At 74.1% G+C, this 25,951-nt stretch carries 29 protein-coding genes and 1 riboswitch; of the genes, 9 read left to right on the plus strand and 20 right to left on the minus strand.

From position 1 onward, the window contains the following. Positions 1–2: 2 nt before the first annotated feature. A complete protein-coding gene (locus tag ACPPVO_RS14630; protein ID WP_426511747.1) occupies positions 3–545 on the plus strand; it encodes an RNA polymerase sigma factor in 543 nt (180 codons plus the stop codon). Here the strand turns inward: ACPPVO_RS14630 and ACPPVO_RS14635 are convergent. From ACPPVO_RS14635 to ACPPVO_RS14650, 4 genes are read right to left on the minus strand one after another with little or no spacing between them, the layout of a single operon-like run. Continuing rightward, a complete protein-coding gene (locus tag ACPPVO_RS14635; protein ID WP_426511748.1) occupies positions 533–3,421 on the minus strand; it encodes an Hsp70 family protein in 2,889 nt (962 codons plus the stop codon). The genes ACPPVO_RS14630 and ACPPVO_RS14635 overlap by 13 nt on opposite strands. Positions 3,422–3,472: 51 nt before the next feature. After that, positions 3,473–3,598 (minus strand): hypothetical protein, encoded by a 126-nt coding sequence (locus ACPPVO_RS14640; protein WP_426511749.1) that lies wholly within the window; start codon positions 3,596–3,598, stop codon positions 3,473–3,475. A gap of 3 nt (positions 3,599–3,601) precedes the next feature. Beyond that, complete coding sequence (locus ACPPVO_RS14645) at positions 3,602–4,573, minus strand: glycerophosphodiester phosphodiesterase family protein (RefSeq protein WP_426511750.1); 972 nt, start codon at positions 4,571–4,573, stop codon at positions 3,602–3,604. A 56-nt stretch (positions 4,574–4,629) separates the two neighbouring features. Then, positions 4,630–5,238, minus strand: coding sequence for a LuxR C-terminal-related transcriptional regulator (locus tag ACPPVO_RS14650; protein WP_426511751.1), 609 nt, complete (start codon positions 5,236–5,238; stop codon positions 4,630–4,632). Positions 5,239–5,260: 22 nt separating this feature from the next. On the opposite strand from ACPPVO_RS14650, the gene ACPPVO_RS14655 reads away from it, so the two are divergent. Next, positions 5,261–6,307, plus strand: a complete 1,047-nt coding sequence (locus tag ACPPVO_RS14655) for a sensor histidine kinase (protein ID WP_426511752.1) — start codon at positions 5,261–5,263, stop codon at positions 6,305–6,307. Here the strand turns inward: ACPPVO_RS14655 and ACPPVO_RS14660 are convergent. Beyond that, positions 6,249–6,545 (minus strand): hypothetical protein, encoded by a 297-nt coding sequence (locus ACPPVO_RS14660; RefSeq protein ID WP_426511753.1) that lies wholly within the window; start codon positions 6,543–6,545, stop codon positions 6,249–6,251. The genes ACPPVO_RS14655 and ACPPVO_RS14660 overlap by 59 nt on opposite strands. Positions 6,546–6,807: 262 nt before the next feature. Between ACPPVO_RS14660 and ACPPVO_RS14665 the strand changes: the two genes are divergently transcribed. Continuing rightward, positions 6,808–7,245, plus strand: coding sequence for a hypothetical protein (locus ACPPVO_RS14665; RefSeq protein WP_426511754.1), 438 nt, complete (start codon positions 6,808–6,810; stop codon positions 7,243–7,245). A gap of 115 nt (positions 7,246–7,360) precedes the next feature. Here ACPPVO_RS14665 and ACPPVO_RS14670 read toward each other — a convergent pair whose 3' ends face one another. The 4 genes from ACPPVO_RS14670 to ACPPVO_RS14685 form a co-directional block, all read right to left on the minus strand. Continuing rightward, positions 7,361–7,939 (minus strand): dihydrofolate reductase family protein, encoded by a 579-nt coding sequence (locus ACPPVO_RS14670; RefSeq protein ID WP_426511755.1) that lies wholly within the window; start codon positions 7,937–7,939, stop codon positions 7,361–7,363. Next, entirely contained in the window at positions 7,936–9,126 is a 1,191-nt protein-coding gene (locus ACPPVO_RS14675; protein ID WP_426511756.1) for an RNA polymerase sigma factor, read from the minus strand. Before ACPPVO_RS14675 ends, ACPPVO_RS14670 begins: the two co-directional genes overlap by 4 nt. A gap of 9 nt (positions 9,127–9,135) precedes the next feature. Further along, on the minus strand, positions 9,136–9,489 hold the full coding sequence (locus ACPPVO_RS14680) for a YciI family protein (protein ID WP_426511757.1): 354 nt from the start codon (positions 9,487–9,489) through the stop codon (positions 9,136–9,138). 71 nt (positions 9,490–9,560) lie between these two features. Further along, on the minus strand, positions 9,561–9,980 hold the full coding sequence (locus tag ACPPVO_RS14685; protein WP_426511758.1) for a DUF6069 family protein: 420 nt from the start codon (positions 9,978–9,980) through the stop codon (positions 9,561–9,563). Positions 9,981–10,100: 120 nt separating this feature from the next. Here ACPPVO_RS14685 and ACPPVO_RS14690 point away from each other — a divergent pair, with 120 nt between their 5' ends. The 4 genes from ACPPVO_RS14690 (at position 10,101) to ACPPVO_RS14705 (ending at position 13,326) form a co-directional block, all read left to right on the plus strand. Beyond that, positions 10,101–11,009 carry an aminoglycoside phosphotransferase family protein gene (locus ACPPVO_RS14690; protein ID WP_426511759.1) on the plus strand — a complete coding sequence of 303 codons (909 nt, stop codon included), beginning with the start codon at positions 10,101–10,103 and terminating at the stop codon, positions 11,007–11,009. Positions 11,010–11,125: 116 nt separating this feature from the next. Beyond that, positions 11,126–11,875 carry an SDR family NAD(P)-dependent oxidoreductase gene (locus ACPPVO_RS14695; protein WP_360376299.1) on the plus strand — a complete coding sequence of 250 codons (750 nt, stop codon included), beginning with the start codon at positions 11,126–11,128 and terminating at the stop codon, positions 11,873–11,875. A 37-nt stretch (positions 11,876–11,912) separates the two neighbouring features. Further along, positions 11,913–12,401: a MarR family winged helix-turn-helix transcriptional regulator gene (locus ACPPVO_RS14700; RefSeq protein ID WP_426511760.1), complete on the plus strand. Its 489-nt coding sequence runs from the start codon at positions 11,913–11,915 to the stop codon at positions 12,399–12,401. A 16-nt stretch (positions 12,402–12,417) separates the two neighbouring features. Further along, entirely contained in the window at positions 12,418–13,326 is a 909-nt protein-coding gene (locus tag ACPPVO_RS14705) for an NADP-dependent oxidoreductase (protein ID WP_426511761.1), read from the plus strand. 1 nt (position 13,327) lies between these two features. Here the strand turns inward: ACPPVO_RS14705 and ACPPVO_RS14710 are convergent, their stop codons facing one another. From ACPPVO_RS14710 to ACPPVO_RS14755, 10 genes are all read right to left on the minus strand, one after another. After that, complete coding sequence (locus tag ACPPVO_RS14710; RefSeq protein ID WP_426511762.1) at positions 13,328–14,338, minus strand: hypothetical protein; 1,011 nt, start codon at positions 14,336–14,338, stop codon at positions 13,328–13,330. An 80-nt stretch (positions 14,339–14,418) separates the two neighbouring features. Beyond that, complete coding sequence (locus ACPPVO_RS14715) at positions 14,419–14,724, minus strand: hypothetical protein (protein WP_426511763.1); 306 nt, start codon at positions 14,722–14,724, stop codon at positions 14,419–14,421. 772 nt (positions 14,725–15,496) lie between these two features. Continuing rightward, entirely contained in the window at positions 15,497–15,667 is a 171-nt protein-coding gene (locus ACPPVO_RS14720) for a hypothetical protein (RefSeq protein WP_426511764.1), read from the minus strand. Positions 15,668–16,025: 358 nt separating this feature from the next. Further along, positions 16,026–17,153 (minus strand): M48 family metallopeptidase, encoded by a 1,128-nt coding sequence (locus ACPPVO_RS14725; protein ID WP_426511765.1) that lies wholly within the window; start codon positions 17,151–17,153, stop codon positions 16,026–16,028. 65 nt (positions 17,154–17,218) lie between these two features. Next, positions 17,219–18,085 carry a septum formation family protein gene (locus ACPPVO_RS14730; protein WP_426511766.1) on the minus strand — a complete coding sequence of 289 codons (867 nt, stop codon included), beginning with the start codon at positions 18,083–18,085 and terminating at the stop codon, positions 17,219–17,221. Between the two features lie 30 nt (positions 18,086–18,115). Continuing rightward, positions 18,116–18,613, minus strand: coding sequence for a hypothetical protein (locus ACPPVO_RS14735; RefSeq protein WP_426511767.1), 498 nt, complete (start codon positions 18,611–18,613; stop codon positions 18,116–18,118). Between the two features lie 69 nt (positions 18,614–18,682). Further along, positions 18,683–19,477 (minus strand): PIG-L family deacetylase, encoded by a 795-nt coding sequence (locus tag ACPPVO_RS14740; RefSeq protein ID WP_426511768.1) that lies wholly within the window; start codon positions 19,475–19,477, stop codon positions 18,683–18,685. Continuing rightward, positions 19,470–20,552 (minus strand): glycosyltransferase, encoded by a 1,083-nt coding sequence (locus ACPPVO_RS14745; RefSeq protein WP_426511769.1) that lies wholly within the window; start codon positions 20,550–20,552, stop codon positions 19,470–19,472. Before ACPPVO_RS14745 ends, ACPPVO_RS14740 begins: the two co-directional genes overlap by 8 nt. A 24-nt stretch (positions 20,553–20,576) precedes the next feature. Further along, entirely contained in the window at positions 20,577–21,572 is a 996-nt protein-coding gene (locus tag ACPPVO_RS14750; protein ID WP_426511770.1) for a lysylphosphatidylglycerol synthase transmembrane domain-containing protein, read from the minus strand. Positions 21,573–21,642: 70 nt separating this feature from the next. Continuing rightward, positions 21,643–22,659, minus strand: a complete 1,017-nt coding sequence (locus tag ACPPVO_RS14755; protein WP_426511771.1) for a LacI family DNA-binding transcriptional regulator — start codon at positions 22,657–22,659, stop codon at positions 21,643–21,645. A 121-nt stretch (positions 22,660–22,780) separates the two neighbouring features. Here ACPPVO_RS14755 and ACPPVO_RS14760 point away from each other — a divergent pair, with 121 nt between their 5' ends. Then, the gene (locus tag ACPPVO_RS14760; RefSeq protein WP_426511772.1) at positions 22,781–24,370 is read left to right on the plus strand and encodes a glycoside hydrolase family 43 protein; all 1,590 of its coding nucleotides are present in this window, start codon (positions 22,781–22,783) and stop codon (positions 24,368–24,370) included. A gap of 248 nt (positions 24,371–24,618) precedes the next feature. On the opposite strand, the gene ACPPVO_RS14765 is transcribed toward ACPPVO_RS14760, so the two are convergent. Beyond that, the gene (locus ACPPVO_RS14765; protein WP_426511773.1) at positions 24,619–24,933 is read right to left on the minus strand and encodes a DMT family transporter; all 315 of its coding nucleotides are present in this window, start codon (positions 24,931–24,933) and stop codon (positions 24,619–24,621) included. Between the two features lie 20 nt (positions 24,934–24,953). Continuing rightward, positions 24,954–25,020: riboswitch (guanidine-III (ykkC-III) riboswitch) on the minus strand. Between the two features lie 45 nt (positions 25,021–25,065). Between ACPPVO_RS14765 and ACPPVO_RS14770 the strand changes: the two genes are divergently transcribed. Further along, positions 25,066–25,866, plus strand: coding sequence for an SAM-dependent methyltransferase (locus tag ACPPVO_RS14770; RefSeq protein ID WP_426511774.1), 801 nt, complete (start codon positions 25,066–25,068; stop codon positions 25,864–25,866). Positions 25,867–25,951: the final 85 nt, after the last annotated feature.

Below are 25,951 nucleotides of genomic sequence, written 5' to 3' on the forward strand. Positions count from 1 at the left end.
CCATGCAAACACTCCTGGAACGCGCCGCGCGCGACGATTCGCAGGCCTGGCGCGAGATCGTCGAGCGCTACTCGCCCCTGATCTTCGGCATCTGCGCGCGGTACGCCATCCGCGGCGCCGACGCCCAGGACGTCTGCGGGGCCGTGTGGCTGCGCCTGGTGGCCGGGCTGCGGGAGATCCGTGAGCCGCGGGCCCTGCCGGGCTGGCTGGTGACGACGAGCCGCAACGAATGCCTGATGCTGCTGCGTCAGCTGGGGCGGCAGATCCCGGTGGACACCGCGCAGCTGCCCGACCCGGCCGACCCGGCCCCGGAGGTGGACCTGGACGCGGGCCTGCGGCACGAGACCGCCCACCGCGTGCTGGACGAGCTCCCGCACCGCGACCGGCAGCTGCTGACGATGCTGTTCAGCGACCCGCCGGTGCCGTACCGCGAGATCAGCGCGACGCTGGGCATCCCGGTCGGCGCGATCGGCCCCAACCGCGCGCGCAGCCTCGCCCGGGCCCGCCGCACCCAGGCCTTCGCCGCGCTGGCCTACGCGGGCTGAACGAAGACGTCCTCGTCCGCCTCGTGGTCGCCGGACGGCTGGGTGGGCAGCGCCGCCGTCACCTCGCAGCGGGCCGGCAGCGCTGACGCCGGTGGCTCCGGGCCGGCCGCCGCCGCGCGGATCGCCTCGGCCTCGATGGTCAGGGACCGTTCGGCGCCGGTGCCGAGGTCCTTGACCGTGACCACGAGGGCGGCGTTGGCGTCGATGTCGAAGGTGACCTCGAGCTGTGGCACCCCGCGCGGGGCCGGGGGCACCCCGGTGAGCTCGAGCCGGCCGAGGAGCCGGCCGCCGTCGTCGCCCTGCACGATGCCGAACACGACGATGTTCTGGTTGTCGTGCGTGGTGGTGAACACCCCGGACCGCCGCGTCGGGATCGTGGTGTTGCGCTCGATGAGCGTCTCGGCGCCGTCGACCGTGCGCACCCCGAGGGACAGGGCGGCGACGTCGAGCAGCAGCGTCTGGGTCACCTCCCCGGCGAGGACCCCGGCCTGCAGCGCCGCCCCGGCGGCGACGCCCTCCGGCACCAGGCCGCGGTTCGGGTCCCGGCCGGTCAGCTCCCGGACCAGATCGGCGACGCCCGGCATGCGGCTCGCCCCGCCGACGAGGACGACCTGGTCGACGTCGGCGATGGTGACCGCCGCGTCGTCGAGCACCCGCGCGATCGGGCCCTTGCACCGTTCGAGGAGGTCGCGGGTCAGCGCCTGGAACTCCTCGCGGGTGACCGTCTCGTACAGGTGGACCGGGCCGTCCCCGCCGTGCTGCAGGTGCGGCAGCCAGATCTCGGCCCGGCTCGACGACGACAGCTCGATCTTCGCCGCCTCGGCCGCCTCGCGCAGGCGCTGCCGGGCCGCGGGGTCGCCGGCGAGGCTGAGGCCCTGCCGCAGCTCGAGCCGGCGGTGCAGCTCCTCGGTCAGGCGCCCGTCCCAGTCGTCGCCGCCGAGGTGGCTGTCCCCGGCGGTCGCCTTGATCTCCAGCACGCCCTCGGCGATCTCGACCAGCGACACGTCGAACGTGCCGCCGCCCAGGTCGAAGACGAGCACGAGCTGTTCCTCGTCGCGGCGGACCCCGTAGGTGACGGAGGCCGCCGTCGGCTCGTTCACGATCCGCTGCACCGGCAGCCCGGCCCGGGCCGCGGCCTCGGTCAGGGCGGTGCGCTGGACGTGGTCGAAGTTCGCCGGCACCGTGATCACCGCGGCCCGGACCGGCCCGCCCAGGTGGACCTCGGCGTCGGCGTGCAGCCGCGCCAGGATGAGCGTCGCGATGTCCTGGGCCGTGTACCGCACGTCGCCGCGCTCGATCGCCCAGTCGGTGCCCAGGCGCAGCTTCGCCGAGCGGACCGTGTACTGCGGGTTCATCACCGCCTGGCGCTGGGCGGCGGCGCCGACGAGGGTGGTGCCGTCGGCGGTGATGGCGACCACGCTGGGGGTCACGAAGCCGCCCTCCGCGTTCGGTACGAGCCGCGCCTCGCCCTGCTCGATGACCGCCACCATCGAGTTGGTCGTGCCGAAGTCGATGCCGATCATCGGGTCGCCGCCCCCGGCCCGGCGCCGGTAGGTCCGCCCGCCCGGGCCGCTCGCCGGGATGGGGCCGAGGCCGCGGCCGTACCACAGCTCGCGGGCCTGCCGGGCCACCTGCCGGTCCGGGTCGGCGATCCGTTCCAGCAGGGCCGCCCGGGCCTTCCCGGCGACCCCGGGCTGCCGGCTGCGCAGCCGCTGGTCGATCGAGTCGAACGTCTCCGCGGCGGGCTCCGGCGGCCGGATCCGGACGGTCGTCTCGGGAGCGCCGGGCTCGCCGCGGCGGACCGGGGCGTGCAGCGCGCCCTCGGCCACGACGAGCTCGGGGGAGTCCAGCACCGTCGGCGGCACCCGCAGCGCCCGGTGCAGCAGGGTCGCCACCAGCGGCACCCGCGACCCGCCGCCGACGAGGAACACCCCGCTGACGTGCGCGGCGGGCACGCCGGTGCTGCGCAGCAGGGTCGAGGTCAGCTCCACGGTGCGGGCCAGGTGGGGCCGGGCGAACCGCTCGAACTCCTCCCGGGTCAGGTGCAGGTCGGTCTCGGCCAGCGGCACGTGCAGGTCGGCCGCCGGGTGCCGGGACAGCTGCTCCTTCGCCGCCCGGGCGTCGTTGAACAGCTGCTGCCGGGCCCGCCGCTCGACCTTGCCGGTCGGCCGGTCCAGCCGCTGCCAGGCCTCGGCGGCGCCGTCGCCGGCGTCGCGGGCGAGCGTCCGGGCGTGCGCGACGATCTGCGCGTCGAGGTACAGCCCGCCGATGTCCGGCAGCCCGTCGTCGGCGAGGACCGTGAACCCGTCGCCGGCCCGGCGCACGACGCTGACGTCGAACGTGCCCGCGCCGAGGTCGTACACGACGAGGCACCGGCCCTCGGGCAGCTGCTCGCCGAGGACGGTGGTGAAGTAGGCGGCCGCCGCGACCGGCTCCGGGACCAGGCCGACGGTCCCCAGCCCGGCCCGCGCCGCCGCCTGCGCGAGGATCCCCCGCCGGACGGCCCGCCAGGTGCTCGGATGGGTGATGACGACGTCCGGCGGGATCTGCCCGGCGACCCGGCGCACCTCCTCGGCGACCCGTTCGAGGACGGCCGCGATGAGCTCGACGGCCGGCAGCTCGCGCTCGCCGAGCCAGACCGTGCCGTCGTCGATGCGCTGCTTCGGGTTCGGCTCCCAGCTCGCGGGCGCGGCGAGGGCCCCGCGCACGGCGTCGGCGCCGGTCAGCAGCGCCGTGCCGGACGCGAGGACCCCGGAGCTGAGCAGCGGCGACGCGTCGAACAGCATCGGCCGCACCCGCCCGTCGGTGCCGGCGAGCATCGCCACCGTGTTCGAGGTGCCGAAGTCGATCGTCAGACGGTGGCCGGGCGTGTGCACCCGGCAACCGTAGGACGACCGCGGATCGCCGTCGATCCGCCGAATGTCCGCCTATTCGAGGATTTCGACGCTTGCGCCGTCCGTCGCGAGGTTCGCGACGGCCACCGTGCCGTCGGCCATCGCGGCCATCCACGTGACCTTCGCCTTGCCGGTGGGCAGCGTCGTGGGGACGTGCACGGCTCAGGGTCGCAGCAGCGGCGCGACGACGTCGACCCGGTTCGTCCAGACCGCGCCGGTCCAGCCGTCGGGCAGTTCGGCGAGGTCGGCGGGGGTGTCGAAGCCGGCCGACCAGTCGCCGACGTAGCGGACCACCACCACGCGGGTGCCGGCCTCGCGCATCCGGGCGACGAACCGGTTGGGCCAGCCCCAGAGCCACCTGCCGTAGCCGATCGGCACGATGAGCTCGCGGTGGCGGCAGGCGTCCGGGACGTGGCCGGTCCAGCCTTCCCCGGCGTACCGCAGCAGACAGCTCTTGATGATGGCCCGGGACGACGTGCGGACCTGGGGGAGCCGGCTCGCGACCACGGCCACGGCCCGGTCGCCGCCGGTGACCGTGACCTGCGCGAGGCGCTCGCCGGGCAGGGTGGCCAGGAACGCGGCGACCGCCTCGCCGTCGGCGGCCTGGTCGCGCTTGAGGTCGAGCTTCAGCTCGCGGCCGGGCAGGCCGGCGAAGACCTCCGGCACGGTGGGCAGCCGGCCGACGCCCCGGCCGCGCAGCGGGAACGTGCGGCCGCCGTCGGCGGTGTAGCCGTAGCCGAGGTCCAGCTTTCGCAGCTCGTCCAGGGTGTGCTCGCCGACCGTGCCGGTGCCGTCGGTGCGGCACTGCAGCGTGGCGTCGTGGAACACCGCGAGCTGCCCGTCGCGGGTGAGCTGGACGTCGATCTCGGCGGCGTCGGCCCCGGCGGCGAACGCGGCGCGCAGCGAGTCGAGGGTGTTCTCGATGTACGGCACCTGCGGCGGGTCGATGCGCGTGGCGGTACACGTGTCCGCGGCGACGCCGTGCAGGTCGAACGTCTGCGCGATGCCCCGGTGCGCCAGCAGGAACGGCCGCTGCCCGGGCTCGGGGCCGGCGATCGTGGAGCTGTTGCCGAGGTACAGGGCGAGCCCGGCGAGGACGACCACGGCGAGCGCGATCAGCAGGCGACGACGCATCAGGGCAGCCTGGCAGGACCGTGCGCACCGCGGAACCGGCCAAGGACGGAGCCGATCTAGTCCTTTAGTCCCTGCGCGAGCAGCGCCGCCTGGGTGCGGCTCTCGACCGCGAGCTTCGCCAGCAGGTTGCTCACGTGCGTCTTGACGGTCCGCTCGGCCAGGCCGAGGGCGCGGGCGATCTCCCGGTTGCTGCGCCCCTGGCCCAGCAGGCGCAGCACGTCCCGCTCCCGGGCCGTGAGCGCCCCCAGGTCGGCCCCGGCCGGCGCCGCGGTCCTCGGCCACAGCAGCTCGGCGGCCGAGGCGCTCAGCGGCCGCACCCCGGCGTGCGCGCCGCGGACGGCGGCGGCCAGCTCGGCCCCGGTGGCGTCCTTGAGCACGAACCCGTCCGCGCCCGCGGCCAGGGCCCGCTGGACGTCGGCCGCGCTGCCGACCGCGGTCAGCACCAGCACCTTCGCGGCGAACGACCGGGCGCGCAGGACGCCGACCCCGTCGAGGCCGGGCAGGTACAGGTCCAGGAGAATGACGTCGGCGTCGACGTCCGAGCGCAGCAGCGCCTCGCCGTCGGCGAGCTCGGCGACGACCTCGATGTCGGGCTGGCCGCCCAGGATCAGGGCCAGCCCCTCCCGGACGAGGGCCTGGTCGTCGACGATCACGAGCCGGATCACCCGCCGATCGTAGAGGGGGAGCATGCGCCGGCACTGGCGGCTGGCGGTCGACGCCGCCCTGTACGCCCTGCTCGTCGTGCTGTTCACGTTCTCCCACTCGGTCGTCTCGGTGCCCCTGGCGGTCGTGCAGCTGCTGCCGCTGCTGATCCGCCGCCGGTACCCGGGCGTCGCGCTCGTGGTGATCGCCGCGGCCACGGCGGCCCACTCGCTGCTCGGGATGGCGCGCGCGGTGGGGTACCTGCCGATGGCGCTGGCGCTGTACGGGGCGGCCACGCACCGCTCGCCATGGGTGCGGTGGGGCGTGTGCGGCGGGGCGGCCGTGCTCGTCACCGTGACCGGCGCGATCCGGCACGGCCCGATCGAGGGCGGGCTGCTGGCCGCGGGCGCGCTGATCGTCACCTGGCTCTTCGGTGTGGAGCGCGGCGAGCTGCTGCGGGAGCGGGCCCTCATCGCCCAGCTGCGCCTCGAGCGCCACCTCGCCGACCAGGCCGCCGCGACCGCCGGCTCCCGCGAGCGCCTGGCCCGCCGCCTGCACGACGGCCTGGCCCACACCGTGACGGTCATGCTGGTGCAGGGCGAGGCCCTGCGCGCGACGGCGCACCTGTCGGCCGCCGACGAGGAGCGCCTGCAGGGTGTACTGCGGGCCGGGCGCGACGCGCTCGCGGAGGTACGCCTGGCGCTGGCCGAGGAGGCCCAGCGCGACGCCGCCGCCACGCTCGACGGCCGCCTGGCCGCCCTGCGCGAGACGGGGCTGTCGGTCGACGGCGTCGCCGGCCTCGACGCGCTGCCGGAGGTGGCGTACCGGCTCGTGGGGGAGGCGGCGACCAACGCGCTGCGTCACGACGGGCCCGGCGCCCGCCTGGACGCGGTCCTGACCCGGGACGGGGACACGGTGGCGCTGCGCCTGATGAGCACGCCGGCCACGCCCCGCCCGCCCGCCGCGGCGCCGGCCGGGGGCGGGTTCGGGCTGCGCAGCCTCGCCGACGACGTGGCGGCGGTCGGCGGCACGCTCACCTACGGCCCCTCCGGGACGGGCTGGCGGGTGGTCGCCGAGTTCCCGGCCGGCTAGCCGGTGGCCAGGGTCTTGAGCTGCGGTCCAGCAGCACCACCCGGGCCCCGTTGCCCGCGGCGATGTCGATGGCGAGGGTCAGTTCCTTGACGAGGTACGCGTCGAACGCGTCGACGCCGAGGAAGCCGCCGGGCAGCCAGCCGGGCCGGGCGTGGAAGACCACGACCGCGAGGACGGCGAGCGCCCGCACCCCGTCCAGGCCGGGAAGGTACGCCCACCCGCCCGGCTTACTGCTCACCGGCCGCATGGTACGGGCTCCCGGGGTGTGCGCTAGCCTGCCTCGCCAGCCTGACGATCTTGGAGATGTACACATGCGACAACGGGCCACGATGTGGGCGTTTGCCGGCGTTCCGGCGATTATCGGCGCTCTGCTCGGCGGCTGCGGCGGCGACGCCCCCGCCGCGGCGCCGTCATCCTTCTCGTCACCGCCGTCCTCGCCGTCCCCCTCACTGTCTCCGTCACCTTCGCCTTCACCGTCGCCGACGCCCGCGGCGGTGGCGATGACCGTCGTCGCCCCCAAGACCCTGCTGGGGCGCGCGCCGGCCACCGAGGCGTCGGTCAAGAAGCTGGCGACGCAGGCGGCGAGCCGCTTCCAGGCCCCGGCCGGTCAGGTCGCGGTGTCGGGCGCGTACGGCACGACGAAGCAGCAGAACGTCGTCGTCCTCGTCGCGATGACCGGCAGCCACACCGGCCCCGACGAGTTCCTCGACGCCCTGGCCAAGCAGGCCTTCCCGCAGTCGGTCTTCCACCCGGTGCCGCCCGGCCCGCTCGGGGGCGCCGCCCGCTGCGCCGACGCGAGCAGCTCGGGCACGCCGTCGACGTTCTGCGTGTGGGCCGACAACGGCAGCTTCGGCATGCTGTACTTCCTCTACAAGGCGGCCGCCGACGGCGACACGCTGCTCGCCCAGGCCCGGGCGGAGGTCGAGGTCCCGAAGTAGCGGCCGCGCGGCCCTGGAGGAGCGCATCCGGCGCGGCCGGCGGCAGGTGATCGCCGGCCGGGCCCGCGACCTCGGCCCGGACGCGCCGGAGACGACGGCCGCCCGGCGCCGCCGGTCAGCGGTGCAGGGTCGGCCGGTAGATGAGCTCCTGGGTGCGCCCGTCGAGGGTCCGGCTCTCGACCAGCTCCAGGTCGAAGTCGGCCGCGCCCGCGAAGACCGGCTCCGTGCCGGTCCGGCCGGTGACCACCGGGAAGACGGTCACCTGCACGAAGTCGACCAGCCCGGCGGCCATCAGCGCACGGTTCAGCGACAGGCTGCCGTGCGAGCGCAGCGGAAGGCCGGACTCCTGCTTGAGCGCGGCCACGACGTCGACCGCGTCGCCGCGCACGAGCGTCGCGTCCGGCCAGTCGAGCGGGTCGTCGAGGGTGTTCGACACCACCGTCGCCGGGAGGTTGATCATCCGGGTGACCCAGGCGTCGCGGACGTCGGAGTCCTCGGTGCTCGCGGCCAGCAGCCCCACGAACGCCCGGTACGTGCCGGCCCCGAAGACCATGCGCTGCTCCCCGCCGTGCTGGGCGAGGCGGCGCTCGAGCAGCTCCGGGCCCTGCTTGCCCCAGTAGCCGCCCCAGTCGCCGCTGGTCGTGCCGAAGCCGTCGAGGCTGGAGAAGACGTCGAAGGTGTACGTCGCGGTCATGATGCTCTCCTCGTGTGCGTGAGACGGGTCTGCAGGAACGCGCGCTCGGTCTCGTTCGTGGCCAGCGCGATGGCCTGCTCGAAGTCGGCCGCGGCCTCCTCGTCGCGGCCGAGCCGGGCCAGCAGCTCGGCCCGGGCGGCGGGCAGCCGGTGGTATCCGGGGAGGTCGAGGCCCTCCAGCGCGGCGAGCGCCACGGCCGGCCCGTGCACCTCGGCGACCGCGACGGCCCGGTTGAGGGCGACGACCGCGGTGGGCGAGAGCGCGAAGAGCTGGTCGTACAGGGCCAGGACCTGCGGCCAGTCGGTGGCCGCGCCGTCGGTGTGGACCGCGTTGATCGCGGCCTGGATCTGGTACACGCCGGGCCGGTTGCGCCGCAGGCACCGGCGGACCAGGGCGTGGCCCTCGGCGATGAGCTCGCGGTTCCACAGCGACCGGTCCTGCTCGGCCAGCAGCACCAGCTCGCCGTCCGGGCCGAGGCGGGCGGGCCGGCGCGCCTCGGTCAGCAGCAGCAGGGCGAGCAGGCCGAGTACCTCGGGCTCGTCGGGCATCAGCGCGGCGAGCTCGCGGGCCAGCCGGATCGCCTCGGCGCACAGGTCCGAGCGGATCAGCGGCCCGGCGGTGGCCGCGGAGCCCTCGTTGAACATCAGGTAGAGCACGGTCAGCACGGGCGGCAGCCGGTCGGGCAGCTCGTGTTCGCCCGGGACCCGGTACGGGATGCCGGCGTCGCGGATCTTCTTCTTGGCGCGCACGATCCGCTGGGCGACGGTCGCCTCCGGCACCAGGTACGCCCGGGCGATCTCCGGCACCTCGAGGCCGCCGAGCAGGCGGAGCGTCAGGGCGGTGCGCGCGTCGGGCGCAAGCGCCGGGTGGCAGCAGGTGAAGATGAGTCGTAGCTGGTCGTCGCGCACCGGTCCCACCTCCGCGGGTTCCTCCTGGTGGTACAGCAGCAAGGCCTGGGCGTGCCGCGCCTCCCGCGTCGACTCGCGCCGCAGCCGGTCGACGGCCCGGTTCCGCGCGGTGGTCACGATCCAGGCGCCGGGGTTCGGCGGGGGCGTCTGCCACTTCTGCAGGGCCGTGGCGAAGGCGTCCTGGACCGCCTCCTCGGCGAGGTTGATGTCGCCGAGGAGGCGGGCGAGGGTGGCGACGCAGCGGCCGTACTCGGCGCGGTAGATGCCCGCCAGATCCATGCCGGGCGCTCAGTCCTGGGAGAGCTCGTCGAAGGGCCGCACCTCGACCGGGCCGCAGGCCGCCGCGCACTTCTCGGCCCAGGCCAGCGCCTGGTCCAGGTCCTCGCACCGGATGATCCAGAACCCGCCGAGGTGCTCCCGCGTCTCGGCGAACGGCCCGTCGGTCATCGTGGTGCCGCGGCTGTCGACCCGCACGACGGTGGCGCTCTCCGGCGCCAGCAGCCCGCCGGCGAAGACCCAGGCGCCCGCGGCCCGCAGCTCGTCGTTGATCCGGTCGGTCTCCCGGAACATGGTCTGCGCTTCTTCCTCGGTCGGCTCGGTCTGGCCCTCGGCGCTGTGCACGGCCAGCATGTACTGCCTCATGGTCTTCTCCTTCTCCGAATTGACGGCTGCTGCGAAGTAACGACTTCTGCGAAACGACGGCGGGGTGCGGGTCAGGCGGCCAGGCGCCGCGCGACGGCGGGGATCACGACGGCCGCCGCGACCAGGTGGGTGAGCATGAGCAGCGCCTTGGTGGCCGGCGCGGCGTCGGCGATCGCGTCCGGCACGAGCGACAGCACGGTCAGCACGACCGTCGTGCGGACGAACACGAGCCGCGGCCGCCGCGCGAACCGGGCCAGGACCACGGCGAGGACGACCCCGACCAGCGAGAACACGGCGGTCAGCGTGCCGAATCCGGCCACCGGAATCGGCACGCCGGCCATGTCGAGGCTGACCCCGGCCGCATGCCCGGCGGCGGCGACGGCCATGGTGGCGGCGCCGGCGACGGCCGTGGCGGCGACGCCGGTCCCGATCAGGGCGCCGAGGGACGAGGCGGTGGCGCGGGTCGTGGTGTTCGCGGTGGTGGTCATCATGCCCTCCAGCGGGTGGTTGCGGCCCGGCTCGTTGCCGGCCTCTCACCAGGGCTACGAACGGGACCGGCCCCGATCGACACGCCCCCCGGAACTTTTTTCGAGCACCTATTGTTGCTTCGCATGACCCACGCCGAGCACGAGATCACCGCGGAGCTGGTCCGGGATCTGGTACGCGACCAGCACCCCGACCTCGCCGGCCACCCGGTCCGCCTGGGCGCCCGCGGGTGGGACAACCAGCTGTGGCGGCTGGGCGAGGAGCTGGCCGTCCGTCTCCCCTGGGCCACGGAGTCCGCGGACGAGCTGCTGCGCAAGGAGTACTCCTGGCTGCCCGCGCTCACCCCGCACCTCCCCCTGCCCGTCCCGGTCCCGCAGCGCCTCGGCGAGCCCTCCCCACGGTTCCCGAGACCTTGGATCATCACCACCTGGGTCCCCGGTACCCCCGCCGATCGAAACCCCGTAACCCGCGCGGCGGACGCGGCCGAGTCCCTGGCCAGGTTCCTGACCGCCCTGCACCGCCCGGCGCCGGCCGGCGCGCCCACGGGCCGTAACCGCGGCGGTCCTCTGAGCGAGCGGTCCGAGGGATTCGCCCGGACGCTGGACTTCGCCACCGAGCAGGGCCTGATCAAGGACCCGGACGCGGTCCGCGCCGTCTGGCACGACGCGGTCACCGCGCCGCCGTGGACGGGCCCGCCGCTGTGGCTGCACGCCGACCTGCACCCGGCGAACGTCCTGACCGCCGGCGGCACCCTGTGCGGCGTCATCGACTTCGGCGACCTCTGCGCGGGCGACCCGGCGTACGACCTGGCCGCCGCGTGGCTCCTGCTCCCGTCGGCCCCGCCGGACGCCTTCTACGCGTCCTACGAGGCCTCCGCCGCCACGATGCGGCGGGCCCGCGGCTGCGCGATGGGGCGCGCCCTGGCGGGCATCCTCATCGGCGACGCGGGCGACCACGGCCGGCCCGGCGGCAAACCGACGTGGGGCCCACCGGCGCACGCCGCCCTGCAGCGCCTCGTCGCCACGATCCCCTGAACCAGGCCCGGCGCCCGGTCCTCGGCCCGTGTGGTCCCGCTCACTGGCGGAATACGTGACATGTCACGTAAGTTGACGACTGGCAGGTGAGCGGTTCACCGGCGAGGAGAAGTGACATGGAACGGCTGCAGGGCAAGACGGCACTGGTGACGGGCGGTACCTCGGGGATCGGGCTGGCGGTCGCGCGGCGCTTCGCCGCCGAGGGCGCGCACGTGTTCGTGACCGGGCGGAGGAAGGAGGCCGTCGACGAGGCGGTGGCGCTGATCGGCCCGTCCGCCACGGGCGTCGCCGGGGACGTCGGGGAACCGGGCGACCTCGAACAGCTCTTCGCGGCGATCGGGCGGCGCGGGGCCGGGCTCGACGTGCTGATGGCCAACGCCGGCGGCGGCTCGTTCGCGCCGCTCGGGGCGATCACCGCCGAGGACTACCGGGCGACGTTCGACCGCAACGTCGGTGGCACGCTGTTCACCGTGCAGGGCGCGCTGCCGCTGCTCAACCCGGGCGCGTCGATCATCCTGACCGGTTCCACCGCGGCTTCCAACGGTACCGCCGCGTTCGGTCTCTATGCCGCGACGAAGGCGGCCATCCGGTCGTTCGGGCGCACGTGGGCGGCCGAGCTGGTCGGCCGGAACGTGCGGGTCAACACGCTGGTGCCCGGACCGGTCCGGACGCCGGGGCTGGCCGGGCTGGCGGGCGACCCTTCGGGCGTCGAGCCGCTGTTCGCGTCGCTGGCTTCCGGGGTACCGCTCGGGCGGCTGGGCCGGCCCGAGGAGATCGCGGCGGCCGCGCTGTTCCTGGCCTCCGACGACAGCACGTTCATGACCGGCGCCGAGATCTTCGTGGACGGCGGCGCCGAGCAGATCTGAGTTCGGTGACGATTCACGTAACTGGCACGATGGCGGCATGACCGCCAAGCGTCCCGCCCGGGGCTGGCTCGACCGTGACGAGCAGCGCACGTGGCTCGCGTACATCCGCCTCCAGCTCCGGCTCTCGTACGAGATCAACCGGCAGCTGCAGGCCGACCACGACCTCTCGCTGCCCGACTACGACGTCCTCACCGCACTGAGCGTCGCGCCGGCCTCGTGCCTGACCGTGACCGCGCTGGCCGCCCAGATCGGCTGGGAGCGCAGCCGGCTGTCCCACCACGCCAAACGGATGGCCCAGCGCGGCCTGGTCAGCCTCGACCCGGCCCTCAACGACCGGCGGGTGACCGAGGTGTCCCTCGCGCCCGCCGGCCGGCACGCCCTCGAGGCGGCCGCGCCGGGCCACGTCGACCTGATCCACGACCTGTTCTTCGACGGCCTCCCGGCCGACCTGCGAGCGCCGTTCAGCGCGGCCCTCGAGCACATCTACGACAACGTCCTGGCCCGGGGCACGCTGCCCCGGCCCTGACCGGAGGAGCCTGCAGATGCCCAGAGCCGTGATACTCGACGGGTACGGCCCACCCGACGTCCTGACCTGGGCCGACGTACCGCTGCCGGAGCCCGGCCCGGGACAGGTCCGCCTCCGGGTCCGCGCGGCCGGCGTCAGCCCCACCGACCTGGCCATCCGGTCCGGGCACCTCAAGGCCTTCCCGCTGCCGCCCCGCGCGGTCCTGGGCTTCGAGGCCGCCGGCACCGTCGACGCGCTCGGCCCCGGCGTCACCGGCGTCGCCGTCGGTGACGAGGTCGCCGCGCTGCTGCCGCACCTCGGGGGCTACGCCGAGTACGCGCTGGCGCCGGCCTGGACCCCGAAACCGCCCGGCGTGTCGTGGGTCGACGCCGCCGCCCTGCCGAGCTCGGCCGAGGCGGCCGCCGGCGTGCTGAACCAGCTCGACGTACAACCGGGCGGGGTTCTGGTGTTGTTCGGCGGCGGGGGAGCGGTCGGCGTCATCGCGACCCAGCTGGCCGTGGCCCGTGCCATCGGCGTGGTCAGCGTCGTGCGCTCGGCGACGGACGCGGAGCTGGCCCGGGCCCTGGGCGCGACCCCGATCGAGACCGGCGCCGACCTGGTCGCCCGGGTCCGGGCCCAAGGCCCGGTGGACGCGGTGTTCGACGCGGCCGGCACCGGCGTCCTGGCCGCCGCGGTCGCCCTGACCGGAGACCCGGACCGCGTGATCACCCTGTCCGATCCGCACGCGGGCGACTTCAACGTCCGGCTCTCGGCGCCGACCCCGGACCGGGCCCCGGGCGCGCTCGCCGAGACCATGGCCCTGCTGGCCGAGGGCCGGCTCCGCATGCGTACCCGCACGACGATGCCGATGCCGCTGGCCGCCGAGGCGCACCGCCGCCTCGAGTCGGGCGCCGTCCACGAACGGATCGTCCTCGTGGCGCCCTGAGCTACCCGCGGCTCGGTGACGGTGACGGGTCCCCGCAGTCGTCCGGGATGTCGAGGCTGCGGTCGGCGCGCAGGTACGAGTTCTGGTCCTCCGTGTCCGGCGAACCCGGGACCGCGGTGCGGTTCGGCGGGGTCGGCGCGAGCAGGCCCTTGCCGGCCGCGGCACAGTCGATCCAGGCCATGTAGGACCGGGACTCGCCGATCCACATGCCCTTGTCGTCGTTGCGGAGCCGGTCCGTCTTCGGGAAGTCCCAGCGGACCTCGTCGTGGACAACGGCGATCGGCGATTCGGTACCTTTGAACGCGTACACCCACACGAAGTTGGTCGTCACCTGCAGCGTCTGGATGTCGTCGACCCGCGCGGAGCTGAACGTGACCCGCCCGCTGACCCGGGGCTCCTCGGCCGGGTCGAGCTTGACGGCCGGATCGATCCAGGTCGCGACCGAGCTGAAGTCCGTTGAGCCGAACCAGGCCCCGACCGGCTTGCGATCGTTCGGCGCGAGCAGCTTCAGCAACCCCGAACTGTCGTGCCCGACGGTCATCGCGGGCTCGAGCCGCCCCGCGACGAGCGCCGCGCGCACCTGCTGCAACGCCGCATCGACCTGGGCCGCGGTGAACCCGGTGACGGCCGTCGCCGGGGGCAGGCTGATCCCGGCCGCACCCTTCGCGTACGCCTCGGCCGGCGTGCCCACGAACGGCCCGGTCGGGCGGGCACTGGCCGACGAGGTCGCCGAGACCCCGTCGGGCACGCTCTGCGTCGGGTACGGCGCCGCGTCGTCGTCGGCGGCGGACGCGGACGAACCGGACGGCAGCCAGGTCCGGATCGTGGGCCACCCGGCCGCGAGCACCACCGCGACGACGACCGCACTGACGACGAACGCGACGTTGCGCGCCCCGTCACCCCGCAGGCGCCGCAGCCACTGCCGCCGCCGCGCGCGCCGCTCGGCCGCGCGACCCCAGTCCTCGAGCCCGGCAAACGGATCGCCGTGATCGTCTTTGTCTTCGTGCTCCATGGCCCTGGCTCCGGCGCGTCGGCGGGACGTGACGGGTCAGTATGGTCCACGAACGATCTTGCGGTACGGGCAGAGGTGCATCAGCTCGGCGCCGCACGCTTCGAACCGCTCGCCGATGGCGAGGCTGCCGGGTCGAAGAACGTGCGATGGACGGCACCGTCGTTGGTGTATACCTCGATGACGCCGCCACCGGGAAGCTCGAACCGGACGACCTCGAGCTGATCGCGCAAGGGCTTGTGGACGGTGTACCCGACGACGGCCAACGGGTGCGGCGCCTCCCGGCTGAACCATTCGGCGCGCGACCGCAGGTGGAACTCGTCGGAGTCACAGCAGGGCGTGTACCGGATCACGACGACGACCCAGCGCTCATCGGACGAGCGGGCCACGGTGCCGACGGAGCGCGACGGCGACGGTGGGCCCGAGCGCGGCAGACGGCCGGAGCGAGAGGTAACGGCGCGGATTCCAGTGCATGTACACCACCGCGACCAAGGCCAGCACGGCCATCGCAACGAAATCCCGCAAGCCGCCGCCGGCGCTGCGTTGCCGTGCTCGACCCGGTAGGCACCGGCACATATTCCTCTTGGTGACTCCCTCGCTCAAGCCCGGTCGAGCGCTGCCGACGGCAGGCTTCGCCGACGCATCGAAGACACGGTGCACTCTCATGATTCACCGCTGTCCTCCACAGCACCTTCTATCCAAGGTTCTTGCAGCGAGGAAGGGAGGCGTCGGCATCATGGAGTCTCGTCCGGCAGAAGTGTCCAATAGACTGACTCATTCCGGCTCTTTCGCGCGAATCCGGGGGCCCCACCGACTGCCGGCCGGCGGCGAAGCGTTGGCGGTGGCTGACATAACAGTTACCAATCCTGCGAACTCGAGCGCGAGGCCCCCGGCTGCGACGGCCGTTCGGCGCAGTCCGCCGGCCATCCGCCCAGACTGCGGAGGTCAGCGCAGCCTGCATCTAACGGACTCGGCGGGCTGGCGCTCCACGACCGGGCGGTGGCCGAACGCTGTGCGTCGAGCCGTGACCGCGCTCCACGCGGCAGATCCGCGCGCGAAGCCCGATCGTGACCGTGCGAGTCGCGGCCCGCTCTTCAACCCCGACGGCGCGCAACCACGGCAACAAGTCGCGTCCGTAATACGCCTCGGACCCGGCTCAAATTATTGCTCTTCCTCCCCTAAAAATTGAAGCTCGTCGCTCTTCGCTTTTTCGGCTGGCATCCGTTCGAGCGTCCGGCCGCCGGGCACACCGGCGCGGCCACGTCTCCGGCCGGATCGCACGGGATACCCGGCCAAGCGGGCGACGACGCCCGCCACGATGTGCAGCACCATGCGGTGCGGGTCTCCACTTTTGGCTGACTGCCGGCCGGTCACTGCCACGACCGGAGCACAGCCGATATCAAGGAGGGGCGCGGCCGGACCTGCTCACCGAGATCGAGCGCCAGGGCGGTTACGAGGCGGCCACCGGCGCGGAGCCCGTCGTCAGCCGGGAATTGTTCTTCGAGGGCAACGACGACCCGGGATCGATCGGTTGCAACCTCGCCGGCCACCCCGGTGTGCCGGAGGTTGCGTCGGGGCTGGTGGAACGAAGCCGCCCCGAGCGTGGTACCGGTCGTGCCCGGCGGTATGCGCCTGCTGACGCTTTGGTGGGACTGACCGGCACGCGCAGCAGCCGCCTCCGGAGACGGGCTCAGCCCACCGGCGGCGCGGCCGGCCACGAGGGCGTGTCCGGTGGCAGCTCGGCCGGCTCGGCCGTCAGCCACGCGGGCGCCTCCTCCCAGACCGGGGCGGCCTGCCAGGCCGGCAGCGGCGCCTCGATCGCGGCCGGCTCGTCCTGGCCGCGGCCGACCACCCGCCGGCCCAGCGCCGCGCCGCGGGTCAGCATCGGCGCGGTGGCGTTCTTGAGGTGCCGGCCGTAGCCGGTGGTGGACGCCCGCAGCTCGCGGGTCAGCGACGCGGTGCGGTCGTCGTCGCGCAGCGGGTAGTCGCCGGTGAGCGCCGCGCCGTACTGCGGGCCGCGCGCCCAGCCGTCGAGCTCCGCGACGCGTACCACGATGAGCGGGTGTGACGCCTCGCGGGCCAGCATCACGCGGGCCACGGTGTCGCGTACGTCGCCGACGCGGGCGTACTCCGCGGCCTGGAGCATGAACTCGTCGACGTCCATCTCGTGCAGGTGGGAGCCGCCGGCCAGCTTCATGAGCGCGCGCAGCGCCGCCTCGCGGTCCTGGCCCACGAGCAGCCCGGCGCGGTCGCTGGACAGCTCCGACTTGCGTGACCACTCGCCCAGCGCGGCCAGAAGGACCTGCACGCCGATCCCGCCGAGCGGCACCGACGCCGCCATCGCGCCGAGCACGACGAGGTGACGGGCGATGGTGTGGTACATGCAGTGGCCGCTCATCGCGTGGCCGAGCTCGTGGCCGACGACGAAGCGCAGTTCGTCGGCGTCCATGAGGTCGACGAGCGCGGTGTGCAGGACGACGAACGGTTCGGACATGCCCATGGTGTACGCGTTGAGCTCGGGCGACTGCTTGACGTACAACTCCGGCACCCGCGGCAGGTCGAGGACTCCGGCGGCGTCGCGCATCATCGCGTGCAGCCGCCCGAACTGCCGGTCGCTGGTGCGCACCGCCGCGCCCAGGTGCTCCATGCGGATGAGCCGTTCGGGGAACAGGCTCTGGAACTTCTTGACGGCCGTGTCGAGGCCGCGCAGTTTGCGCAGCGCGCCCAGGGCGGCGCCGTCGGCCGGGTGCTCGTACGCCCGCGACGAGATCCCGCCGAACCGCACCCGATCACCGTCGGCAACCGCCAGCTCACCCATGGGCCCGACGCTAGCGTGGCCCCGCCGGGCCGGGATCGGCCGATCGCACGCGCTCCGTGAGCCGATCAGCGACCGGTTCCGGCATTCGCCTTCAGGGACTTCGTCACGCGATTGTCGGGGCGGGTCAGGACGTAGCACCGGGCCGTGCGATCGCCGAGGCCCCACCGCTGCGGATTGCCGCCCGTCGGGACGACCCGCAGGTCGGTGCGGTTCGCGAAGTTCGACGGTGACTCGCCGAGGAACTGCGCGGCCTTGGTACCGCAGGCCTGCGTCACCTCGCGGCGCAGCTTGTCGATGCCCGGGTAGGGGACGTCGGCGCCGACGTACAGGCCGACGTACTCGCCGTTGTGCGGCTGGGCGCAGTCGATCGGGACCAGGCGCTGGATGTCCTGGTACCAGCCCTGCCCATCCGGGATGCCCAGGACGTCCACGCAGGTCAGCGCCAGCGGGCGAGCGCCGCGCAGGCCGTCCCTCAGGCTGCCGGTCCGCGCCTTGGAGGTGAAGTCGTCGGCGGCGAACTCGAACAGCGCGCAGCGGTACTCGCGGGCGCCCGCGTTCCACTCCTCCGTCGACGGGACGACGACCGCGAGGCCGAGACGGCCCTCGTGCCAGTCGCCCCCGACGTAGTCGCGGGCGGCCGAGTCGCAGTCGGTGAAGACCTCACGGGTCTTGTTCTCCGGCGGCGTGGTGAGACGGCCGACGCGGATGATCTCGGCCTGGTGCTCGGCGGCGCAGTCGGTCGTGTTCAGGGTGAGGGGGCGGTAGTCGTACGCGTCCAACGACTGGCCCTTGTGGCACATGCCGGCGGCCGGCAGGGCGACCGCGGACGGCGACGCCGCCGGGGCGGAGGTGGTCGCGTTGCCCGCCGGCTCCGCCCCGTCGCATCCGGCGAGGCTCAGCAGTACGAGTGCGGCAACCAACCTCCAGCGCATCCTCACATGATCGCAGAGCCGCGCCAGGTCTCAGGAGACGAACTCCTGGGCCCAGACGGTGCCGCCGTGCCAGCCGGTGCTGTCCCAGACGTACGCGTACGCGCGCGTGGCGTACCAGCCCGCCCCGCACGACGCGGCGCCGCCGTAGTTGAAGACCTGGGACGGGCCGTACGGGCCCCACTGGTTCACGCCCGTGTTGCCGTACTGCCAGTCGGTCGCGCGGCACACGAACCAGGCCGACCCGTTCCACTTGAGCACGTCGAGCTTCACCGCCGCGTACATGTTGGCCAGGCCCGCCCCGCAGCCGCCGCCGCGCGCGTACGTGTTGGCGTAGGCGAGGTTGCCCGAGAACGTCGCGCCCGCGTGGTCGATGCCGGCGTCGCCCTGGACGCAGAGGCTGCCGCCGCTGTAGACGGTCGAGCCGTTGGTCCAGGTCCAGGCCGAGGCCGGTGATGCGCTGGACAGTGCGAGGCCGACCGCGGCGACCGTGCCGGCCACCAGCAGCAGAGCCCGTCGAATGCTGGACATGTGTTCCTCCGATCGGTCGAGCAAGTCGTGCTTGCCTGACAGATGCGCAGGGAGGGTGCGTAATACGCGCTATTGCGGTGCGAGCACCCACGTCGCCACGACGTCCGGGTCGCGGGCCGGGTCGGTGAACCATTCGCGGCCGCAGACGGCCCGGAACAGCGGGCCCGGCAGGGACGAGAGGAGCCCCAGCGTCCGTACGCCCGAGCCGCCCTCGCTCTGCGAGACGTGGGCCCGCATCGCGGCGCGCTTCTGCCGGGCGAAGTCCCGCACGTCCACCACGTGCGTGATGTCCTCGCGCGCCGTGAACACGCGCGAGGGGTCGCCGAACGGCAGGGACGGCAGGAAGCGGCCCGCCAGGCGCAGCACCGCCAGCACCGTGCGCAGCGAGGACCGGTCCACCGTCGCCTCGAGCAGCCGCGTGCCGGTCAGCGCGGCCGCCGCCCGGGCCACCCGGTGCACCTGCAGGTGGTCCGGATGGCCGTAGCCGCCGTTCGCGTCGTACCCGGTCAGGACGTCCGCCTTCTCTTCGACGAGGATCGCGGCCAGCCGCAAAGCGGCCTCGTCCACGGAGGCGTCCGAAAAACAAGCAGCGGAGGAGGCGTCAAGGCCCGAGTCGGCGTACCCGAGCGTCTCCACCCGCGCGCACCCCAGCGCCGCCGCGGCCGCCAGCAGCTCCGCGTGACGGCGGGAGCCGAGGGAAGCGGCGGAGTCGGCCAGTCCCGCCTCACCGAGCGTGGCCGTCACCAGCACGACCCGGTGGCCCTCGGCCGCCGCCCGCGCCAGCGTGCCGCCGGTCAGCAGGGTCTCGTCGTCGGGGTGGGCGTGGAAGGAGACGATGGTGCGCCCAGGACAGGGCCTAGGCATGCGCCCGGCGCCCGAGGAAGTACGCGGCCCGCGCGTACAGCTCGTCCGCCCGGTCCAGCACCGTGTCCCAGCGCACGCACGGGGCCACCGCGCGGTTGTACGCCGCCACCGCCGCCGCGCGCGACGGGTCGTCCAGCATCCAGCCGAGCACGTCGAGCAGCTCCGCGTCCGAGTGGACCAGCCAGCCCTCGACGTCGTGGCGGATGAAGTCGGCCACGCCGCTGCCGGCCCGGGCGACCACCGGCAGGCCGGCGCTGCGGGCCTCCAGCGCCGCGATGCCGAACGACTCCCGGGGCGCGGGCGCAATGTACACGTCGGCCGAGGCGAGCAGGGCCCGGATCGCGGTGCGGTCCAGGGCGCCGGTGAACGTGATCTCCGGGGGAGCGGAGCGCTGCAGGCTCGGCAGCAGGGGGCCGTCCCCGACGAGGACGGCGCGGAAGTCGTGCGTCTCGCGCAGGGCGAGCAGGGTGCGCAGCAGGGCGCGCGGGCGTTTGCGGCGCACCATGCGCATCACGCTGATGAAGGTGGGCACGGCCGCGGTGGTGGGCGCGGGGGGCAGCAGCCACGCGCCCGGGTCGATGCCGTTGGGCAGGACGGCGACCGGGGTGCCGTCGAGTGCGGAGCGGACCGCCGACGCGGCCGCGCTCGAGACGGCCGCCCACTGGACCGGCCACGAGGCGGCGTCCTGCCAGCGCGCGAACCGGCGGACGAAGGGCATGATGTCGTGCCACATCGAGTGCACGGACACGACCGTAGGCAGGCCGGTCGTCGCCGCCGAGCGCGCCGCGGTCCAGGCCAGGGGCGAGAACGCGGACACGTGGGCGTGGACGGCCTCGACGCCGTGCTGGCGCAGGACGGCGCCGAGGGCGTCGGTGCCGAAGCGGCGGTACGGGCCGGCGCCGAGACCGGTGATGCGCAGGGTCGGCAGGTCGTCGGCGAAGACCGACGGGGCGGTCGTCGTCAGCACGAGCGGCTCGTGGCCCTGGGCCGACTGCCGCGACGCCAGGTCGTGGACCTGCAGCTCGACGCCCCCGAGGCGGGGAAGGTACACGTCGGTCACGTGGGCTATGCGCATGTGGCGGGGGATCTCTCGTGAAGGTCAGGCGGTGCGGCGGCCGAGCAGCCACAGCGCGGTGGCGATGCCGCCGACGGGGATCTCGGCGACGAAGACGAAGGCGCGGTACAGCAGCACCCCGGCCAGGGCCCCGGTAGGGTCGGCGCCCAGGGCGATGAGCACGGCGATGGTGCCCGCCTCGACCAGTCCCGCGCCGCCGGGGGTGATGGCGGCGAGGGTCAGGAGGCGCTCCGCGACGAGGCCGGCGAGGATGACCGGCCACGGCAGGTACACGTGAATCGCGACGAAACTGAGCCACAGCAGCGCGCCCTGCAGCCCCCAGTAACCGGCCATGCCCCAGCTGAGCTCCGCCCAGCGGCGGCGCACGAGGCTGTCGGTGCCGTCAAGGAGCTCGGTGGCGGCCCGGTTCCAGCCCGGGTCGCCGCCGCCGCGGCGGATGCGGATCCAGGCCCGCTCGGCCCAGGCGACCAGGCGCAGCAGGGGCGTGGCCCGGCCCAGCAGGGCGGCGGTGACCAGGCCGCCGATGCCGGCGCACGCGAGGGCGCACAGCAGCCACAGCACCAGGTGACCGCCCGGGATCGCGGTGGCGACCAGCAGCGCACCCACGGCCACCAGCGGCATGAACAGCTTCGCGATGAGGTCCCAGGCCTTGGACACCACGACGAAGCGCGCGAACTCGAGGCCGGTGTGCCCCCAGCCGCGGACCATGCCCAGGTTCAGCACGGTGCCGGCCACCCCGCCCAGCGGCAGGACGTTCGACACGGCGCTGCCGGAGAGGTTGAGGGTCAGCGCGCGGCGGTGCGACAGGCCCGGCAGCGAGGCGGTCAGCACGGTGGTGTGCACCACGAGGCCAAGCAGCCACACGACGCCGAGGAACAGCGGCCAGCGCCAGCCCAGGTCGGCGATCATCCGCCACGCCTGGGTCCACGACACACCGAGATCCCCCAGCTGTACCGCCGACCAGGCCACGAACCCCGCCGCGCCGGTCAACAGCGCAACGCGGCGCGCTTTCACCGCCATCCGGTCCCTCCCCCGTGCGGCCGTCGAGTCGGTCAAGGTCGCAGAAGGAACCTGAGAATACGCTGAAGAGCTAGGCGGCGGCGGTACTTTCACGAACGATCAGCTCCGTGGCGAGTTCGATTCGGGGGGATTCGATCCGCTCGCCGTTGACGATACGCAGCAGGGTGCGCGCGGCGGCCACGCCCATCTCGTGCAGGGGCTGGCGTACGGTCGTCAGCGGCGGGGCGGTCCACTGTGCGAAGTTGAGGTCGTCGAAGCCGACGACGCTGACGTCGCCCGGGATGGTGCGCCCGGCGCGGCGCACCGCCTCGTAGACCCCGGTCGCCTGCTGGTCGCTGCCGGCGAACACGGCGGTCGGCGGGTCGGGGAGCGCGAGCAGGGCCTCGGCCGCGCGCAGCCCGCCGTCGTGGTGGAAGTTGCCGTACCGCACCAGCTGCCGATCCAGCGGCAGCCCGGCGGACTCCAGCGCCGCCCGGTACCCGGCGATGCGCGCCCGGGTGCACTGGAACTGCTCGTGCCCGCCGATCGCGGCGATGCGCCGGTGCCCGAGCGCGGCGAGGTGCTCGGCCGCCGCGTAGCCGCCCGCGAAGTTGGTCGCCCCGATCGACGGGGTGCCCGGCGGCGGCTGGTTCACGGCGTCGATGATCACGAACGGCAGGTTGCGCCGGCGCAGGTCCTCGTGCTGGCGCTCGGCCAGCTCGGAGAGCACGAGGATGGCGCCCTCGGAGCCGCGGGCCAGCAACGACTCCACCCAGCGGCGGGTCAGTGACTGCCGGTTGTGCACGGCGGAGACGACCAGCGCCAGCCCGGCCTCCTCGACGACCTCCTCGACGCCGGTGAGGATCGACAGGCCCCAGACGCTGTCGAGATCGTTGATGACCAGGTCGATCAGGTCGGTGCGGCGGCGCCGGCCGTTCTTGGCCGCGCGGGGCCGCTGGTAGCCGCGCTCGGACAGCAGCCGCTCCACGGCCTGGCGGGTCTTCGCCGAAACATCCGTGTGCCCGTTGAGGACCTTCGAAACCGTGGAGACCGCGACCCGCGCCTCCCGGGCGATCTCCGCCATCGTGGGCCGGCCGTTTGCCGTCATGACATCACCTGAGTTTCGAAAACCGTTGCCGGTGTGCCTATGGGTGCCTTGTGATCGGCACCGTACACCCCACACCTTCTTTTCGAAATGTTTCTCGAAAGGACGTACGGCGCATGCGTAGATGGGAAGCAACGTGAACATCGTCAACCCGGTGCTGCCGGGGTTCCATCCCGACCCGTCGATCCTGCGGGTCGGCGCCGACTACTACCTCGCCACCTCGACCTTCGAGTGGTACCCCGGGGTGCGCCTGCACCACTCGCGGGACCTGGTGCACTGGCGGCCGATCGGCGGCGCGCTGGACAGCCTGCGCCTGCTCGACATGGGCGGCAACCCGGACTCCGGCGGCATCTGGGCCCCCTGTCTGTCCTACGCGGACGGTCTGTTCCACCTCGTGTACACCGACGTGAAGTCGTACGGGTCCTTCTGGGACACGCCCAACTACCTCGTCACCGCGCCGTCCGTCGAGGGCCCGTGGTCCGACCCGGTGCCGCTGCACGCGCAGGGCTTCGACCCGTCGCTGTTCCACGACACCGGCCCGGGCGGCGACGGGCGCAGCTGGCTGCTGTCCAACCGCACCGACTGGCGCCCGGGCCACCCGTGGGCGAACGGCATCATCGCCCAGGAGTACGACCGCGGCGCCCGCCGGCTCGCCGGCGAGCCCGTCACCGTCTACACGGGCACGGCGGCGGGCATGACCGAGGGCCCCCATCTGTACCGCCGCGACGGCTGGTACTACCTCGTCACCGCCGAGGGCGGCACCGAGTGGTTCCACCAGGCGACGGTCGCGCGCTCGCGGGACGTCCTCGGCCCCTACGAGACGGACCCGGGCCCGCCGCTCATCACGTCGGTGCACCGGCCCGACCTGACGCTGCAGAAGGCGGGCCACGGCAGCCTCGTGGACACCCCGGCCGGCGAGTGGTTCTTCGCCCACCTCGCCGCCCGGCCGCTGAGCCCCCGGGGCCGCTGCGTGCTCGGCCGCGAGACGGCGATCCAGCGCGTCGCGTGGACGGAGGCGGGCTGGCCCCGGATCGACGGGGGTGTACCGCACGACGAGGTCCCCGCGCCGCGCCTGCCCGCGCATCCGTGGCCGGCCGAGCCCGAGACCGACGACTTCCGCGCCCCCGACCTCGGCGTGCACTGGGCGACCCTGCGCCGCCCGGCGTCGCGCGACTGGGCCACCACCCGGACCCGCCCGGGCCACCTGCGCATCCACGGCGGCCGCTCGCCGGGCGCGCCGGCGGGGGAGAGCCTCGTGGCCCGGCGGGTGCAGCACGCCCGCGCCGCGTTCGAGGCGACGGTCGAGTTCCGCCCGTCGCACTTCCAGCACATGGCCGGCGTCACCGCGTACTACAACAGCCGCAACTGGTACTTCCTGCGCGTCGGCTTCGAGGAGCGCCTCGGCCCGGTCGTGGACGTGCTGTCCAGCGACCACGGCCGGCTGCGGCTGCACGGCCCGGCGGTACCGGTCGCGGGGCCGGTGCGGTTGCGCCTCGACCTCGACGGGGGCGCGCTGCGGGCCTCGTGCGGGCCGGCCGAGTGGGGCCCGTTCGACGCGTCGATCCTCTCCGACGAGTACGCCCGGGAGTTCGACGGCGAGACGGCCCGGGCGTGGGGCTTCACGGGCGCGTTCTTCGGCCTGTGGGCCCAGGACCTGACGGGCGGCGGCCTGCCGGCGGACTTCTCGGCCGCCACCTACAAGCCCCAGCCATGACCTAGTTTCCTAGGACGACCGGCGGGGTGTGTGCGGCCGCATCCCGCCGGTCAGCGGGACGGTGCGACGAGCTCGACGCGGGGGACCGTGCCGAACTCGCCGGGCTCCGTCGGTGGGGGCCGGCCCGGTCGCGGCGCGCAGCGAGCCGTCCCGTGCGTCACCAGCCAGCGCCCGTCGATGCGGCGCGGGCCCAGCGTCACCCGGAACCACAGGCTGAAGCCCGCGGTCGCGCCGCGGGCCGGGCGGCTTTAGTGGAAGACCTTCAGGCCGACGACGCCGGCGACGACGAGCAGGAGTGACAACAGGCGCAGCAGCGTCGACGGCTCGCCGAGGAACAGCATGCCGGCCAGGGCGGTCCCAGCCGCGCCGACGCCGACCCACACGGCGTACCCGGTGCCCACCGGGATCGAGCGCAGCGCGTAGGCGAGGCCGCCCATGCTCGCCACGAGGGCGACGGCGAAGACCGCGCTGGGGATGGGGCGGGTGAAGCCGGCGGAGCGGCTCAGGGCGATCGCCCACACGGACTCGAGCAGACCGGAGATGGCGAGGATCAGCCAGGCCATGACGACACCTGTACTTTCGCAAAGGGTCGTCTTGTCACGCCGGGTACGACACCGCTCGTCCGGAACCACCGCATATGCGGCGTCACGCTCAGTGTAGCCAGTCGCGGGCCTGATCCATTACCTTGCTTGGTGATGGACAGCACCCGGATCGACACGTCGGTGCCGCACCCCGCGCGCCGGTACAGCTACTGGCTCGGCGGCAAGGATCACTTCGCCGCCGATCGGGCGTCCGGTGACGCCATCGCCGCCGCGTTTCCCGCGGTCGTCGAGCTCGCGCGGGCCAACCGGGCGTTTCTGCGCCGGGCGGTGCGGACGGTCGCCGAGGCCGGGGTGCGGCAGTTCCTCGACATCGGCACGGGGCTGCCGGCCCCGGACAACACGCACGAGGTCGCGCAGGCCGTCGCGCCCGAGTCCCGGGTCGTGTACGTCGACAACGACCCGATCGTCATGATGCACGCCCAGGCGCTGCTCGTCGGCGACCCGCGCGGGCGCACGAACTACATCGAGGCCGACGTCCGCGACCCCGAGGCGATCCTGCGGCGGCCGGAGCTGCGCGAGACCCTCGACCTCGACCGGCCGGTCGGGCTGCAGCTCGTCGCGCTGCTGCACTTCGTCCACGACGACGAGCAGGTCGAGGGCATCGTGCGCACGCTCGTGGACGCGCTCGCGCCGGGCAGTTACGTGGTGCTCAGCCACGGCACGATGGACTTCAGCGACGCCGGGGGCATCGCGGCGTACGAGCAGATGTTCGCGGCGGGCGGCACCGACGTGCGCGCCCGGACGCGGGCGACGCTGGAGCGGTACCTGCGCGGCCTGGACATCCTGGAGCCCGGGATCGTGCCGGTGGCCGACTGGCGCCCCGACGACCCGGCGGCCCCCCGGCCCGTGAGCCGCGACCTCGGCATCTACGGCCTCGTGGCCCGCAAGCCCTGACCACGGTCCGCCCCGCCACCGAGGACGACGATCCGGCCGTCGCCGCGATCGCGCGCGCCAACGGGCAGCCGGGGGCGGGGTCGGG

Origin of the sequence: Dactylosporangium sp. McL0621 (assembly GCF_049995355.1) — a bacterium.
Classification (GTDB): Bacteria; Actinomycetota; Actinomycetes; order Mycobacteriales; family Micromonosporaceae; genus Dactylosporangium.

What these genes read in the sequence shown, in the direction of transcription:
- ACPPVO_RS14705 (WP_426511761.1), top strand. Translation starts at nt 12,418, where the DNA reads ATGCCCAGAGCCGTGATACTCGACGGGTACGGCCCACCCGACGTCCTG.
- ACPPVO_RS14760 (WP_426511772.1), top strand. Translation starts at nt 22,781, where the DNA reads ATGGGAAGCAACGTGAACATCGTCAACCCGGTGCTGCCGGGGTTCCAT.
- ACPPVO_RS14675 (WP_426511756.1), bottom strand. Translation starts at nt 9,126, where the DNA reads ATGGATCTGGCGGGCATCTACCGCGCCGAGTACGGCCGCTGCGTCGCC.
- ACPPVO_RS14720 (WP_426511764.1), bottom strand. Translation starts at nt 15,667, where the DNA reads ATGGTGCTGCACATCGTGGCGGGCGTCGTCGCCCGCTTGGCCGGGTAT.
- ACPPVO_RS14630 (WP_426511747.1), top strand. Translation starts at nt 3, where the DNA reads ATGCAAACACTCCTGGAACGCGCCGCGCGCGACGATTCGCAGGCCTGG.
- ACPPVO_RS14680 (WP_426511757.1), bottom strand. Translation starts at nt 9,489, where the DNA reads ATGAGGCAGTACATGCTGGCCGTGCACAGCGCCGAGGGCCAGACCGAG.
- ACPPVO_RS14750 (WP_426511770.1), bottom strand. Translation starts at nt 21,572, where the DNA reads ATGGCGGTGAAAGCGCGCCGCGTTGCGCTGTTGACCGGCGCGGCGGGG.
- ACPPVO_RS14685 (WP_426511758.1), bottom strand. Translation starts at nt 9,980, where the DNA reads ATGATGACCACCACCGCGAACACCACGACCCGCGCCACCGCCTCGTCC.
- ACPPVO_RS14745 (WP_426511769.1), bottom strand. Translation starts at nt 20,552, where the DNA reads ATGCGCATAGCCCACGTGACCGACGTGTACCTTCCCCGCCTCGGGGGC.
- ACPPVO_RS14645 (WP_426511750.1), bottom strand. Translation starts at nt 4,573, where the DNA reads ATGCGTCGTCGCCTGCTGATCGCGCTCGCCGTGGTCGTCCTCGCCGGG.
- ACPPVO_RS14710 (WP_426511762.1), bottom strand. Translation starts at nt 14,338, where the DNA reads ATGGAGCACGAAGACAAAGACGATCACGGCGATCCGTTTGCCGGGCTC.
- ACPPVO_RS14770 (WP_426511774.1), top strand. Translation starts at nt 25,066, where the DNA reads ATGGACAGCACCCGGATCGACACGTCGGTGCCGCACCCCGCGCGCCGG.
- ACPPVO_RS14700 (WP_426511760.1), top strand. Translation starts at nt 11,913, where the DNA reads ATGACCGCCAAGCGTCCCGCCCGGGGCTGGCTCGACCGTGACGAGCAG.
- ACPPVO_RS14695 (WP_360376299.1), top strand. Translation starts at nt 11,126, where the DNA reads ATGGAACGGCTGCAGGGCAAGACGGCACTGGTGACGGGCGGTACCTCG.
- ACPPVO_RS14670 (WP_426511755.1), bottom strand. Translation starts at nt 7,939, where the DNA reads ATGACCGCGACGTACACCTTCGACGTCTTCTCCAGCCTCGACGGCTTC.
- ACPPVO_RS14730 (WP_426511766.1), bottom strand. Translation starts at nt 18,085, where the DNA reads ATGCGCTGGAGGTTGGTTGCCGCACTCGTACTGCTGAGCCTCGCCGGA.
- ACPPVO_RS14690 (WP_426511759.1), top strand. Translation starts at nt 10,101, where the DNA reads ATGACCCACGCCGAGCACGAGATCACCGCGGAGCTGGTCCGGGATCTG.
- ACPPVO_RS14665 (WP_426511754.1), top strand. Translation starts at nt 6,808, where the DNA reads ATGACCGTCGTCGCCCCCAAGACCCTGCTGGGGCGCGCGCCGGCCACC.
- ACPPVO_RS14740 (WP_426511768.1), bottom strand. Translation starts at nt 19,477, where the DNA reads ATGCCTAGGCCCTGTCCTGGGCGCACCATCGTCTCCTTCCACGCCCAC.
- ACPPVO_RS14735 (WP_426511767.1), bottom strand. Translation starts at nt 18,613, where the DNA reads ATGTCCAGCATTCGACGGGCTCTGCTGCTGGTGGCCGGCACGGTCGCC.
- ACPPVO_RS14725 (WP_426511765.1), bottom strand. Translation starts at nt 17,153, where the DNA reads ATGGGTGAGCTGGCGGTTGCCGACGGTGATCGGGTGCGGTTCGGCGGG.
- ACPPVO_RS14655 (WP_426511752.1), top strand. Translation starts at nt 5,261, where the DNA reads ATGCGCCGGCACTGGCGGCTGGCGGTCGACGCCGCCCTGTACGCCCTG.
- ACPPVO_RS14755 (WP_426511771.1), bottom strand. Translation starts at nt 22,659, where the DNA reads ATGACGGCAAACGGCCGGCCCACGATGGCGGAGATCGCCCGGGAGGCG.
- ACPPVO_RS14765 (WP_426511773.1), bottom strand. Translation starts at nt 24,933, where the DNA reads ATGGCCTGGCTGATCCTCGCCATCTCCGGTCTGCTCGAGTCCGTGTGG.